The sequence below is a fragment of the Micromonospora sp. BL1 genome, assembly GCF_003667485.1.
Classification (GTDB): Bacteria; Actinomycetota; Actinomycetes; order Mycobacteriales; family Micromonosporaceae; genus Micromonospora; species Micromonospora tulbaghiae.
This window is the reverse complement of the sequence record NZ_RCVK01000191.1, coordinates 35,448-48,622: the sequence shown is the minus strand read 5'-3', so window position 1 is coordinate 48,622 and position 13,175 is coordinate 35,448. Positions and strand designations below refer to the sequence as shown.

Annotated in this window: 12 protein-coding genes; 6 read left to right on the top strand and 6 right to left on the bottom strand. The window is 71.1% G+C overall.

Going from position 1 to position 13,175, the window contains the following annotated elements; translation table 11 throughout:
- Positions 1 to 115: 115 nt before the first annotated feature.
- Positions 116 to 1,432 carry a glycosyltransferase gene (locus tag EAD96_RS09035; protein ID WP_158614782.1) on the top strand — a complete coding sequence of 439 codons (1,317 nt, stop codon included), beginning with the start codon at positions 116 to 118 and terminating at the stop codon, positions 1,430 to 1,432.
- A gap of 140 nt (positions 1,433 to 1,572) precedes the next feature.
- On the opposite strand, the gene EAD96_RS09030 is transcribed toward EAD96_RS09035, so the two are convergent.
- Both EAD96_RS09030 and EAD96_RS09025 read right to left on the bottom strand, forming a co-directional pair.
- Entirely contained in the window at positions 1,573 to 2,214 is a 642-nt protein-coding gene (locus EAD96_RS09030) for a sugar transferase (RefSeq protein WP_121683929.1), read from the bottom strand.
- On the bottom strand, positions 2,211 to 3,500 hold the full coding sequence (locus EAD96_RS09025) for a glycosyltransferase (RefSeq protein ID WP_121683928.1): 1,290 nt from the start codon (positions 3,498 to 3,500) through the stop codon (positions 2,211 to 2,213). Before EAD96_RS09025 ends, EAD96_RS09030 begins: the two co-directional genes overlap by 4 nt.
- A gap of 336 nt (positions 3,501 to 3,836) precedes the next feature.
- Between EAD96_RS09025 and EAD96_RS09020 the strand changes: the two genes are divergently transcribed.
- Genes EAD96_RS09020 through EAD96_RS09005 form a run of 4 tightly spaced genes read left to right on the top strand, consistent with a single transcriptional unit; the run spans position 3,837 to position 7,809 of the window.
- The gene (locus tag EAD96_RS09020; RefSeq protein ID WP_121683927.1) at positions 3,837 to 4,565 is read left to right on the top strand and encodes a sugar phosphate nucleotidyltransferase; all 729 of its coding nucleotides are present in this window, start codon (positions 3,837 to 3,839) and stop codon (positions 4,563 to 4,565) included.
- A complete protein-coding gene (locus EAD96_RS09015; RefSeq protein ID WP_121683926.1) occupies positions 4,562 to 5,476 on the top strand; it encodes an NAD(P)-dependent oxidoreductase in 915 nt (304 codons plus the stop codon). The genes EAD96_RS09020 and EAD96_RS09015 overlap by 4 nt, the downstream gene beginning before the upstream one ends.
- 3 nt (positions 5,477 to 5,479) lie before the next feature.
- Positions 5,480 to 6,796 (top strand): nucleotide sugar dehydrogenase, encoded by a 1,317-nt coding sequence (locus EAD96_RS09010; protein ID WP_121683925.1) that lies wholly within the window; start codon positions 5,480 to 5,482, stop codon positions 6,794 to 6,796.
- On the top strand, positions 6,796 to 7,809 hold the full coding sequence (locus tag EAD96_RS09005; protein ID WP_121683924.1) for an NAD(P)-dependent oxidoreductase: 1,014 nt from the start codon (positions 6,796 to 6,798) through the stop codon (positions 7,807 to 7,809). The genes EAD96_RS09010 and EAD96_RS09005 overlap by 1 nt, the downstream gene beginning before the upstream one ends.
- Before the next feature lie 62 nt (positions 7,810 to 7,871).
- Here the strand turns inward: EAD96_RS09005 and EAD96_RS09000 are convergent, their stop codons facing one another.
- Complete coding sequence (locus EAD96_RS09000; protein ID WP_121683923.1) at positions 7,872 to 9,116, bottom strand: glycosyltransferase family 4 protein; 1,245 nt, start codon at positions 9,114 to 9,116, stop codon at positions 7,872 to 7,874.
- A gap of 92 nt (positions 9,117 to 9,208) precedes the next feature.
- Positions 9,209 to 10,339, bottom strand: a complete 1,131-nt coding sequence (locus EAD96_RS08995) for a DegT/DnrJ/EryC1/StrS aminotransferase family protein (protein WP_121683922.1) — start codon at positions 10,337 to 10,339, stop codon at positions 9,209 to 9,211.
- Positions 10,340 to 10,557: 218 nt separating this feature from the next.
- Here EAD96_RS08995 and EAD96_RS08990 point away from each other — a divergent pair, with 218 nt between their 5' ends.
- Entirely contained in the window at positions 10,558 to 11,589 is a 1,032-nt protein-coding gene (locus tag EAD96_RS08990) for a DUF389 domain-containing protein (RefSeq protein WP_121683921.1), read from the top strand.
- A gap of 3 nt (positions 11,590 to 11,592) precedes the next feature.
- Here the strand turns inward: EAD96_RS08990 and EAD96_RS08985 are convergent, their stop codons facing one another.
- Together EAD96_RS08985 and EAD96_RS08980 are read right to left on the bottom strand one after the other, a co-directional pair.
- A complete protein-coding gene (locus tag EAD96_RS08985; RefSeq protein WP_121683920.1) occupies positions 11,593 to 12,675 on the bottom strand; it encodes a GNAT family N-acetyltransferase in 1,083 nt (360 codons plus the stop codon).
- 68 nt (positions 12,676 to 12,743) lie between these two features.
- Entirely contained in the window at positions 12,744 to 13,175 is a 432-nt protein-coding gene (locus EAD96_RS08980) for a hypothetical protein (protein WP_225853079.1), read from the bottom strand.

Sequence of the window (13,175 nt, the reverse complement as noted above, 5' to 3'; positions counted from 1 at the left end):
CGTCGTTGATGCATGTGTCAGGTCTGGAAAAGGAGTGTGCCCAGATGCAGGGCTCGTACCACGGGCGGCCGGGGTGCCGGCCATGACCGATCGAGAACGGAAATCGGAGTCAGCGTTGCGCTTGCTGATCGTCTCCTACTACTTTCCGCCGGCGGAGTCGGTCGGTGCCCGCCGGCCCGGTGCCCTCGCCGCCTTCGCGCTCCAGCAGGGCTGGGACGTCCGTGTGCTGACCACCGTCGCCGCCGGGCAGGGGGACGAGCCCACCCTGGTGCCCGAGGACCGCGTGATCCGCGCCGAGCCGTCGCCCCAGCTTCCCAGGGTCAGGCGGATCGAGGCCGTGCCGGCCGACGGCGAAGTCGCCCGGCCGGTGCCGCGACTGACCAGGCTGAGGGCGAAGGCCAACCGTTCGCTCGTCCGTGCCGGCCTGGAACTGCTCGTCCCCGACCCACAGCTCAACTGGGTCCGGCCGGCCATCCGTGCGTTCCGCCGGTCGGCCGGAGACTGGCGTCCCGATGTCGTCCTGGTGTCGGCACCGCCGTTCTCCGGTTTCCTGGTGGCGGCCGCGATCGCCAACCGGCTCCGGGTGCCATGGGTCGCGGACTACCGCGACCTCTGGTCCGTGGGTAACGAGTACTGGGTGCGTTCGGCACCGCGACGGGCGGTGGACGAGAAGCTGGAGCGCCGCCTCCTGCGATCGGTGACGGCCTGTGTGACAGTGTCGGAGCCGTTGGCGGAGACGGTCCGCCGTACGTTCGGGGTGGACACGCATGTGGTCATGAACGGCATCGACCGGCGGCCCCCGCCTGCCGGATCGGTCGACGCCGCTCCTGTCGGCGGCGGCCGGGCGACTCTCACACTGGCACACACCGGATACGTCTACCCGGGGCGTCGGGATCCCGGCCCTCTGCTGGAGGCGATCGCGCTGCTGGGCGACGACGCCAGCCGGGTGCACGTGACGTTCGCCGGCGAGGACCACGGGATCGTCGATGTCGCGGCTGGACGGGCCGGCGTGCGTGAGTCGGTCACCAACCTCGGTTACGTCCCGCCGGAGAAGTCATGGCGGATCCAGGCTGACGCTGATGCGCTCGTCCTGCTCATGTGGAACGACCCGCGGGATGCCGGCACGGTGACCGGCAAGATATTCGACTACCTCCAGGCCCGGCGCCCCATCCTCCTCCTCGGGTACGAGGGCGGGGTGGCGGCGAAACTCCTGCGGGACAGGGGTGCCGGGGTGGTGTGCAACGACCCCGCTGCGATCGCGGCACGGCTTCGGGAGTGGCTCGCCGTGAAGGAGCGGACCGGACGACTGCCGGCGGTGCCGGCCGCCGCGATGGACGGCCTGTTCCGCGAGGACCAGCTCGGCTCTTACCTGGACATCCTCCGCGACGCCGCCGGGAGGGCGCACCACACGCGCCGCCCGCGGTCTCGCTGAGCCCACCCCGCCACCGATCGATCCCCGTGCCCTCACGGCTCGGGGATCGATCGTGTGCTCGTCGTCGGCCGCGGCCGAGAGAAGGGATCCGGTACGTGGACCGCGCCGCCGTGCGAAGGGCTGAGGGCCGATGCGGTGCCTCAGCGGACGCCGGTGAGGCGCCGTTCCTGGTCGAGGTCGAGCATCTGCGCCGACGGGTCGACCGCCACGCCGGAGGCGCGCAGGACCTTGCCCGCGGTCCGCGCGAGGATGCGCAGGTCGAGCCAGAGGGACCAGTCGAGAACGTAGCGGACGTCCAGTTCCAGTCGCTCGGTCCAGGCCAGGTCGTTGCGGCCGTTGACCTGCGCGAGCCCGGTGATGCCCGGCCGCACCTCGAAACGCTTGCGCTCCCGGTCGGTGTACCAGGGGTCGTAGCGCAGCAGCAGCGGCCGGGGACCGACCAGGCTGAGGTCGCCGCGGAGCACGTTGACCAACTGCGGCAGCTCGTCGATGCTCAACCGCCGCAGGGTCCGGCCGACGCCCCGGCAGCGGACCCCGTCGGGCAGCAGCCGGCCCTCCGCGTCACGGTCGTCGGACATCGTCCGGAGCTTGAGGACCCGGATGCGGCGCTCGTACCGGCCGGTGCGTTCCTGGCGGAAGAAGACCGGGCTGCCGAACTGGGCCAGGACGAGCAGCGCGGCGACCGCCACCACCGGCGCGGTCACCACGAGCACGACGAGCGCCACCGTGATGTCGATGAGCCGCTTGAGCCGCAGCTCGATCGACCGCCGGCCGGGGCTCACCGGGAGTGCCCCTTCCCGGCGGCCTGCGGGGCGTACTCCCCGGGTGGTCCGCCGACGCCCGCGGCGTGCTCGATGACCTCGGCCATCCGCACCGCGGAGATCCGGTTGTCGAAGTGCCGGTGCGACCGCTCGCGGGCGCGTACCCCGCGCTCGGCGAGACGCCCGGACCGAAACTCGGCGTACGCGTGCTCGATGGCCTGCGCCAGGGCGGCCGGGTCGTCCCGGGGGACCACCCACCCGCAGCTCTCGTCCACCGTCTCCGGCAGCCCGCCGGCGTCACTGACGATGCTGGGCACGTCCAGCAACGCCGCTTCGGGCGGCGCGCCGTGCCCCTCGCTCAGCGACGGGCTCACGCTGAGGTCCGCCGCCCGGTAGTAGGGCCGCACGTCGTCGGCGGTGTCGATCCAGCGGACGGAGTGGTCGTCGGCGACCCCGAACCGGCGGATCAGCTCCTGCCGGTGGTCCTCGCCGGCCTGGTCCGAGCCGCCTCCGACGAGCATCAGCACCGCCTCGGGGTGCCGGGACCGGATCTCCTGCCACGCCGCGAGCAGGACGTCGTGGCCCTTGAACGCGCGGTCCCGGTGCGCGGCGAGCCTCCGCGGGGGATAGACGTACGCCACCATGATCACGACGAACTGGTCCGGGCTCAGCCCGAGATCGGCCCGGCACTTCGCCCGGGCCTCCGCCCGCGTCGCCGCCGTGTCGTCCGGGAGGTCGGCGGTCGCCCAGGCCAGGTTGAGCCCGCTGGTCACGGCCGGCCGGCGCGACGCCGGTACGCCCAGCTCGCCGTAGAGGCGGGAGGTGTAGCGGGTGCCGCAGATGATCGTGCGGTCCAGCCGCCAGAGCATCCGCTCGACCATCCGGACCGCCCGTGACTCCAGGAACGCGGGGCCGGCGACGAACTGCACCCGGGCCAGGGGCAGGCCGATGGTCGCGAGCCGTGCGCCCAGCGTGGCCGCGTACAGGTGGTGGTAGAGCACCTGGGGCCGCAGGCGGCGGACGAGGCGGCGCAGCCGCCACAGCTCGGACAGCGTGGTGGGGCTGGGCCGGAAGCGGAACGAGAACGGCGACGCCACCGTCCGGATCCCGGCCTCGGCCAGGCGGTCGTTCAGGCGCCCGCCGGGTGGGCAGATCACCACCACCTCGTGGCCGCGATCCCGCAGGGCGCACGCCTGCGGGATGGTCCAGAGTCCGCCGTAGTTCGTCTTGACGATGACGGCGACGCGCAGTGCCGGTCGGCCGGTCGGGTCGTGGGCGGCAGCACCGGACCGGGGAGCAGGCTTCACGGGTTCGCCTCCGAGCGTTCAGACCCTCGTCACGAGTGGTACGAGGCTTATAGTCGCTTTGGCGTTAAGAACGATGCTCGCGCCATTTAGTAACCAAAGCTCCTATTTTTCGTTGCTCCTGCGGAGAGGCGCGCGACCGGTAGGAGCAGATGTGGAATTCGTCGTCACGGAGGGTGCCGGTTCCGTGGGGTCCAACCTGACGTGTGCTCTCAGGGAAACGGGCTCGGCCGGCGGGATCGTCGTGCCGGACGGTCCGCCCACCTGCGGTACCGGCACGGCGCCGCAGGCACGGGAGAGCTTGCGGACGGCCGCGGCCGGCGAGGCGGGGGGTGCGGCATGCACGCGGTGATCATGGCCGGTGGTCGGGGGACGCGGCTTCGTCCGTACACCACAGCGCTGCCGAAGCCGCTGGTGCCCATCGGTGACAGCTACGCGATCCTGGAGATCGTCCTGCACCAGCTCGCGGCGGCCGGGTTCAGCGGCGTCACGCTCGCGGTCAACCACCTCGGGTCGCTGATCCGCGCCTTCGTGGGAGACGGCCGGCGGTTTGGACTGCGGGTCGACTACACCGAGGAACGGGTGCCGCTGTCGACCGTCGGCCCGCTGTTCGGGCTCCGTGACCGCCTGCCCGAGCACTTCCTGGTCATGAACGGCGACATCCTCACCGACCTCGACTACGGCGACCTGCTGCGGACCCACGCCGCCGGCGGCGCGCCGCTGACAGTGGCGACCTTCCGCCGTCAGGTCAAGGTGGACTTCGGGGTGCTCGCCGTGTCCGACGGCCGGGTGATCGAGTTCGCCGAGAAGCCCACCCTCGACTATCGGGTGAGCATGGGGGTCTACGGCCTGGCGGCCAAGACCGTGGCGTCCTACCCCGCCGGCATGCCGCTCGGCTTCGACCAGCTCATGACGAGTCTCATCGAGCAGGGGCAGTACCCGGCCGACTACCCCTTCGACGGCTACTGGCTGGACATCGGCCGTCCTGAGGACTACGACGAGGCCAACCGAACCTTCGAGGCACAGCGGGACATCCTCCTGCCCGCCGGCCTCCGGGAGACGCCGTGACGAGTGTTCTGCTCTTCGGCGCCAACGGCTTCGTCGGCCGTCACGTCCATGCTGCCCTCGCCGGCGAACACGATGTCGTCTCTCCCCGTCGCGCCGAGTGTGACCTGCTCACGGCCACCGTGGGTGAGCTGGGCGCGCTGATCGGGGCGCACCGGCCCGTGGCGGTGGTGAACTGCACCGGCCTGCTCTCCGGAACCGATCACGACATGGTCGCGGCCCACACCCTCGTCACCGCCAAGCTCGTCGAGGCCGTGGCGGCCGCCGCGCCCCAGGCCCGGCTGATCCGGCTCGGCAGTGCCGGCGAGTACGGGATCGTTCCCGACGGCATTGCGGTGCCAGAGACCTGGCCGGGCGCGCCGGTGAGTGCGTACGGACTGAGTCACCTGGCCGCCACCCGGCTGATGGAGCTCGCCGTCGCGGCGAACCGCGTGGACGGTGTCGTACTACGGGTGTTCAACCCCATCGGTGCCGGTTTGTCGCGGGACAACGTCCTGGGTCGGGCGGTACGTCTGCTGCGGGCCGGACTGGCACACGGCGCCCCGGAGATCGCCCTGGGGCCGCTCGGCGCGTATCGGGACTTCGTGGACGTCCGGGACGTCGCTCGCGCCGTGGTCACCGTCGTGGCGGCACCGAAGACGCCGCATCCCGTCCTCAACGTCGGTACCGGCCGGGCGGTGCAGGTGCGCACGGTGATCAGGGAACTGGCTGCGGCGGCGGGCTTCACCGGCGGGATCGCGGAGGCGGCACCCGCCGAGGACAGCCACCGCTCCGCGGGCGTGACCTGGATGTGTGCGGACATCTCGCAAGCCCGGCGGCTCGGTTGGAGTCCTGCCTACGAAGTGACAGACACGGTGAAGGCCATCTGGGCGGAGGCGTCCGACCTTGACCGGACCGCACTGCCGAAGGAGTAGAGGTTGTATCAGCGGATAGGGGTCGTCGGACTCGGGTACGTCGGCGTGACGCTGGCTGCCGCACTGGCCGCGAAGGGGTACGAGGTCCACGGCGTGGACACCCAACCCCAGGTTCGGGAGTCCCTGCGCGCAGGGCGAGTCCATGTGTACGAGCCGGGTATCGAGGAGGTGTTCGCGGCGCACGTCGGGCGGTCCCTGCTCATCGAGGAGGAGTTGCCGAGCGACCTCGACGCCGTTGTCCTGTGCGTCTCGACCCCGGTCGACGAGACCACCCGCCGTGGCCGCTTGGAGCACCTCGCCGCCGCGGCCGAGACGGTCGCCCGGCGCTGCCGGCCGGAAACCCTGGTGGTGGTCCGGAGCACGGTGCCCGTCGGCGTCAGCCGGCGTGTCGTGCTGCCGCCACTGGCCCGGGCTTGGGGCCAGGTGCGCCTCGTCATGGCCCCGGAACGCACCATCCAGGGACAGGCCCTGCGTGAGCTGGTCGATCTGCCGCAGGTGGTCGGTGGGCTGGACGCCGACAGCCTCGAGGCGGGGCTGGCGTTCTTCGGCGGCCTCGCCCGGGAGTTGGTCCCGGTCTCCAGCCTGGAGGCGGCGGAGCTGGTGAAGCTGGCGAACAACTGCCACACCGACCTGATCTACTCGTTCGGCAACGAGCTCGCGCTCGTCGCGGAGAACCACCAGCTGGACCCGCTGGAGGTGATCCGGGCGGCGAACCTGAACTATCCGCGTCCGGACCTCAGCAAGCCCGGGTATGTCGGTGGGGGCTGCCTGTCCAAAGATCCGTACCTGATGGTCGAGAGCGCGGGGCAGCGGACGCCGCTCCTGGTCAACGCGGCCCGGCAGCTCAACGAGGACCTGCCGGTCCACGTCGCCGAGAACGTGGTCGAGCTGATCCGGCAGACGTGCCCCCGGCTCGCGGGAGCCCGGCTGGCCGTGCTCGGGTGGGCGTACAAGGGATGGCCGCCCACCGATGACATGCGGGGTACGCCGATCGCCACGATGATGCCGATCTTCCGGGCTGCCGGGCTGGAGGTGGTCGGTCACGACCCGATGGTCAGCGGTGACGTCATCCGCCGGTACGGCGGCGAACCGACCAGCCTCGACAAGGCGTTCGGTGAGGCCGATGCGGTGCTGGTCCTCACCGATCATCCCGACTACCGGTCCTTGCCGGTCGGCGCTCTGCTCGCGGGGACGTCCGTCAAGGTGCTGTTCGACTCGTGGCGCGTCCTCGACGAAGGCGAGGTCCGGGCGGCGGGCATCCGGTACGCCGGTATCGGCTATCGGATTCCGAAGGCCGACACCACGGCGGTGACCGCCTGATGCGCGCGCTCGTGCTCGGCGGGGCAGGCTTCGTCGGCCTCCACCTCGTGGAGCGGCTCAGTGCCGAGGGTTGCCAGGTCACTGTCGTCGACGACTTCTCACGCGGTTCCGACGACGAACGGGTGGCGGCTCTGCGCGCCCGTGCCGGCGTCGACGTCGTCTCCGCCGACCTGACGCGGCCCGAGGCCTGGGCACGGCTGCAGCCCGACGTCGACCAGGTGTATCTGCTGGCCGCCGTGGTGGGCGTGCGGAACGTCGAGGCGGACCCCAGCCGGGTGCTGCGTGTCAACACGCTCACCGTGGCCCATCTCGTGAACTGGCTGCGGCCCGGGCCGAAGGTCTTCTTCAGCTCGACGAGCGAGATCTACGCCGGTGGCGTCGATGCCGGCCTGGTGCCGGTTCCCACACCGGAAGATGTCCCGATCATGATTGCCGACGTGGCATCTCCCCGGATGTCGTACGCCATCAGCAAGCTCGCTGGCGAGGCCATGCTGCTGCACCACGCCCGTGCCACGGGCGTGCCGGTGGTCATCGGCCGATTCCACAACGTCTACGGGCCCCGGATGGGTGCCGACCACGTCGTTCCGGAAATGGCCCTGCGGGCGATGGAGGGTGAGAACCCGTTCCGGGTGTGGGGGGCCGATCAGTACCGCGCGTTCTGCTACGTCGACGACGCGATTGAGGCGGTCGTGCGACTGATGGGCGCCGCTGTCGAGGGCCCGGAGATCGTGCACATCGGGAACGACAGGGAGCAGACGAACATCGCCGATCTCGCTCGGCTCGTGCTCGACGTGGTGGGCGTCTCGGCCACGCTGCTGCCCATGCCGGCCCCGGACCGATCCGTGCGACGCCGGTGCCCCGATCTGGGTAACCTGCGGCGGCTGACCGGCTTCGAGCCGACCGTCTCCCTCACCGAAGGGGTGAGCCGGACCGTCGACTGGTACCGGGGCTGGCGGGAGACGATCACCATGCCTGGGCAGCCGACGGCAGCACGCGACCGCACGCCCGTCTGACCCGACGACAGGAGGCCGGCACTCGGAACGAGTGCCGGCCTCCTGTCGTCATGGCCGGATTATCAGGCCGGCCGGTTCTCGTGCCGGACGGACTCCGCGGCGGGGGCGGCGGGTTGCGGCAGCCTCGGCCGGCCCGACATGAGACCGCGGGCCGCCCGGTAGAACTCGGTACGCCGCGGGACGAGGCTGTCCTCGGCGAACTCCCGGGCGACCGCGAGGTTGCGCCGCGACGCGGCAACCATTCCCTCCCGGTCCGCCAGGGTGCGACGGAGGACCTTGGCGAGGTCGTCGGCGTCACCGGCGGTGAACAGCATCTCCGGGGGGAGTAGCTCGGGGATGCCGCCGGCCGTGGAGCCGACGGCCGGCAACGCGCGGGCCATGGCCTCGATCAGAGCCCGGGGGAGACCTTCGGTCCGGGACGGCATGACGAAGAGGTCTGCGCTGTCGAGCCGGTGCCGCAGCGCCTCGACGGTGGGAATCCACCCGGCGAACGTGATCCGGTCGCGTACCCCCAGGCGGGTGGCGAGTTCCTCCAGGGCGGGCTGGTAGCGACCGGGACCGACGTGGACGTGCCGTACCGCCGGTGTCGACGGTCCCAACAGGGAGATCGCCTCGATCAGCGTGTCGATGCCCTTGTACAGCTGCTCCAGCGAGCCGACTGACATGAGGGTGACCGATCCGTAGGGCGGCCGGTGAGTGCGGGGCTCCTGCACGTAGGCGGCGGGCGGCAGGTTGACCGAACTGATGCCGGTGGAGAGCGCCCCGGGCCGGGTCGGGTACCGGGCCTGCAGCGTCCGGCTCGTCTCGTACGACACGGCCACCGCGGACTCGCACTGCCGCTTGAGGTTGCGGGTGGTCCACGCGCGCAGGAAGGGCCGCAGCGGATGTTCCACCACTCCGGGGGCGAAGACGGCGTACGGGTCGCCGATGACCTCCATCGCATAGGGAAGACCGCGTCGCATGATGTGCCGGTGCATGTGGGTGGCGATCGTCGACGGCGTCCTCAGCAACACCGCCTCCGCGTCGGCGGCGATCCTGCGGACGGCCCGGTCTATCCGTGGCATCTGCCGTACGTACTGTCGCGGCCCCTGGTAGTAGGGAATGGGCGCCACCGACACCCGGTCACCGTCGACGCGGAGGGCGTTCGGCGGAACCTCCGCCACGTCGCGAGCCCGAGCCACGACCCGCACCTCGTCGAAGGCCTCCAGGTAGCGGCACCAGAGTGCGTAGTCGGTGCCGAAGGTGACCCAGAAGCGGTTGTCCGGGGTGCGGACGTAACGGCATTCCTCGGTGATGGTCAGCCTCACGTGTCAGTGTCCTTCCGATGGCTAGTGGTGCGGTGACGCGGACGACCACTGGGCCGTCCCCCGGAGGCCGACTTCTGCCGCCGGCCTCCGGCTCACGGATTGAGCAGGAATCGGCCGATGGTGTCGTCGATCAACTGCGCCTCGGCCTCGGTGGTGGCAGAGCCGCTGGGCAGAGCGAGCCCTTGGGCGAACAGTCGCTCGGCGGCGCCGGTGACGATGTGCCGTGCGTCGCGGAACACCGGTTGAAGATGCATCGGCTTCCACACCGGTCGGGTCTCGATGCCGTGCCGTGCCAGGTGCGAGGCGAGATCGGAGGCGTGCCAGCCGGCCTCCTGCGGGTCGACCACGATGACCGTCAGCCAGTGGTTGGCGTCGCCGTCGGCGTCGTTGAGCAGGCGCACACCGGGGCTCGCGGCGAAGAGCTTCGCGTATCGCTCCCGGGCCTGGCGGCGCTGGGCGATCATGCGGTCCAGCCGGCGCAACTGCGCCCTGCCCAACGCGGCGAGCAGGTTGCTCAGCCGGTAGTTGTAGCCGACCTCGGTGTGCTCGTAGTGGACGGCCGGCTGGCGCGCCTGGGTCGCGAGGTACCGGCAGCGCGCGACGAGTTCCTGGTCGTCCGAGACGAGCATGCCACCGCCGGACGTGGTGAGTATCTTGTTGCCGTTGAACGAGAAGGCGGCGGCCAGGCCGAACGATCCGGCCGGCTGGCCCGCGTGGGCGGCGCCCAGCGCCTCCGCGGCATCCGCGACGACCGGCACCCCCGCCTCGGCGCAGACCGGCAGCATCGACGTGTAGTCGGCGCAGGCGCCGAACAGGTCGACCGGCACCACGGCGGCCACCTCGGCGCCCTCGGCGTGCAGCCGGCTCAGCGTCTCGGCCAGCAGCGCGACGTCGATGTTGCCCGTGTTCGGATCGCAGTCCACGAAGACCGGCTCCGCCCCGGTGTACGTCACCGCGTTGGCGGTGGCGGCGAAGGTGAGGGTCGGTACCACGACGACCCTGCCCGCCCGGGCGCCGGTGCAGAGCAGCGCGAGGTGCAGCGCCGCCGTGCCGGAGCTGACCGCGACCGCGTGGCGTCTCCCGCTCCGCTGCGCGATCTCCTCTTCGAACGCGTCGAGCTCCGGTCCCGTCGGCGCCACCCAGCCGGACCGCAGTGCCGACAGGAGGTACGACTCCTCCAGGGGGCCGACGTCCGGGGGAGAGAGGAAAATCCGATAGCCCATGACGCTCCAATGCATTTGTGCGGCGTCACCGATGATTCCCCAAGAACACTCTCCTCGGGTGATTCTCCCGTCTATTCATATAATTGCTTGTGGAGCCGTAACCGATCCCATCGGAAATCGTTTATAGGGCAGTCTTCCGCCTTATCCGAATGTCACTCCCGATCGTTCCGCGCGCCCGGACGGGGAGAGGGATCGCGCCGGTTCGATAGCATCCGCCGGTGCTGCACTTGCGACTGATCGCGCCGTCCGAACGATCGGCGGCCGTGGCCGACCTCCTCGCTGCCGATCCCGGTGTCACCCACCTCGCGGTCCTCCCGGACGCGGCCCGGCAGCCACCCGGCGACCTGATCCTCTGCGACGTGGTGCGGGAGAGCGCGGACGGGGTGCTGCGCGGCCTTCAGGAGCTGGGTGTCGAGCAGAACGGTGGCGTCTCCGTCACCGACGTGGAACTGGCCCTGTCCGCAGCGGCCGAGAAGGCCGCCGACACCGTGCCGGGCAGCGGCACCGATGCGGTGGTCTGGGACGAGATCGCCGCGCAGACCGGCGAGCAGACCCAGCTCTCCGGCACCTACCTCGCGCTGATCATCGTCGCCACCGTCATCGCCGGCATCGGCGTCCTCCTGGACCAGCCCATCCTGGTGGTCGGCGCGATGGTGGTCGGCCCGGAGTTCGGGCCGTTGGCCGCTCTGTGCGTGGCCCTGCTGCGGCGCGACGGCCGGACGGTCCGTTCCGCCCTCCGTGCGCTGGTGGTCGGCTTCGTCGTGGCGATGGTGGTCACGGTGCTCAGCACCTGGGCACTGACGGCCGCGGGCCTGGTCGCCCGGGAGATGCTCGTCGCCGAGCGGCCCCTGACCGACTTCATCTGGCGCCCGGATGCGCTCTCCTGGCTGGTCGGCATGCTGGCCGGGATCGCCGGAATGCTCTCACTGACGTCGAAGAAGTCCGGCTCCCTGGTCGGTGTCCTGATCTCCGTCACCACGGTGCCGGCGGCGGCGAACGTCGCGGTCGCGCTCGCCTACGGTGTGTGGCACGAGGCGGCCGGCTCCGCTCTCCAACTCGTGATCAACCTGTGTGCCATCGTGCTCGCCGGTCTGCTCACCCTGGGCGTCCAGCGGTTCTGGTGGGGGCGGTACAGCCGCCCGGCCGGAACGTCCCGGGTGCCCGGCCGCCGCCGCCCGTCGGCCGGCGAGGCATTGCCTCCGACGCCGCAGTCGGACCCACCATCCGAGCGGCGGGACGCCTCCCGCTGACGGTCAGCGGCTGCCGGGCAACGCACATCGGTACTCGGGGAAGAAATCCGGAGACGCCGACCAGGCCGCGTCCCGCCGCGTCCCCTCCTGCTGGTGCGCTTCGCACAGTCGCCGGTACACCGGTTCGTCGAGGACGCGGGTACCGAGGTGGAACGGCACCAGCCCGTGCGGGGCGAAGGCCCGCTTGTACCGGAAGATCCCGTCGTCCGGGGCATACCCGCCGCCGAGGACGAACCGGATCCGGCCCTGGGCGCGTCCCCACCGGCAGATCTCGAACTTGAGCAGGTCGTTCGGGCGTAGGTCGAATGCGGCCTGCTCGGTGCCGCCGAGGTAGGAGTAGAGACTCAGCGCACTCGACAGCACCAGTTCGGTGGAGACGACCCGCCCGTCGTGCAGTGCGTGGAAGAACGCGAACTGCCCGGGCAGTTCGTCGATGATCGTCTGGAAGAAGTCACGCGGGAAGTAGTAGCCGCTCGTCGCCGCCCGCCGGTCCATTGTGCCCTGGTAGATCCGCAGGAAGTCGTCGAGCCGTGCGCCGTCGAGGTCGACCTCGACCGTCACCCCGTTCCGGCGGGCCTTGTTGACGTTCTTGCGCACCTTGTGGTCGAACTCGCGCCACATGTCCTCGTCGCTGGTGCGCAGGTCGCGGACCACGTTGACGAGCTTCTCCCGGACCGGGCCGGGCGAGGGAAGCCGCTCGTCGTCGAAGAGCGTGAGGCGGGTGACCTCGGACACCACGTTGCGGCGGGCGCAGAACACGTCGAAGGACTCCCAGAACCTCTTCGCGTCGAGTTCGTCGGCGCCCTCCTGGAAGGCGCCGCCGTAGCCGTACGGGCTGGTGACGTCGTGATACCGGCCCGGCGGCACGTCCAGGTGCGGCGCGTCGACCGGGCGGAGCAGGAACGGGTAGAGGATGAAACCGCTCCCGGTCCGGGCGTACGCAGCCAACGGCTGGTCCTCCGGGCCCGCGAAGAGCCTGAGGTAGGCCGGATGGGCGAAGACCTCCCGGCGGCTCCAGGTCTGGTGGAGGGCGGCCCAGCGCTCGCGGTCCGACGTGCTGCGGGCGTCCAGGATCTCAATTCGCATCGTCGTCACTGATGGTCAAACGACAGTGGGCCGGTGAGGTGTCGACGGCGGCGCGCGTCCGCCGCCGACTACCCCCAGGAGTCCCCGGCGGCGAGCCGTCGCCGCAGCGCGTCACGCAGCGGAACGGACTCGCCGTCGCGACCGCCCTTGCCCAGCACCAGGGGCGGCGGGTCCGGTTGTGGATCCACTCCGAACAGCCGGGCGCGCAGGCTCGCCGGCACGGTGAGCAGATGGAAGCGACCGTCCCGATCCACCGCCCGGGTGTGGGCCCGGTCGATGTACCAGCCGCTGATCCGGGTGCGGTAACGCGCCCGCCCGTCGTAGGAGCGGGCGGAGAGCCGGGTGGTGCGCAGCCCGAGGCGGATCGCCTCGGCGGCGAACGACGCCACCAGTGCCGCCGCCTCGGCCTGGTCCGCGGCGCGCTGCCGGGCCTCGGCCTCGGCGTGTGCCCGCACCGCGCGGCGCTGCCGCTCGCGCCACTGGAGGTCGTCGTCCGCCAC

Coding starts and splice junctions, on each gene's coding strand:
- EAD96_RS09005 (WP_121683924.1), top strand. CDS start 6,796: ATGCGCGCGCTCGTGCTCGGCGGGGCAGGCTTCGTCGGCCTCCACCTC.
- EAD96_RS09020 (WP_121683927.1), top strand. CDS start 3,837: ATGCACGCGGTGATCATGGCCGGTGGTCGGGGGACGCGGCTTCGTCCG.
- EAD96_RS08995 (WP_121683922.1), bottom strand. CDS start 10,339: ATGGGCTATCGGATTTTCCTCTCTCCCCCGGACGTCGGCCCCCTGGAG.
- EAD96_RS08985 (WP_121683920.1), bottom strand. CDS start 12,675: ATGCGAATTGAGATCCTGGACGCCCGCAGCACGTCGGACCGCGAGCGC.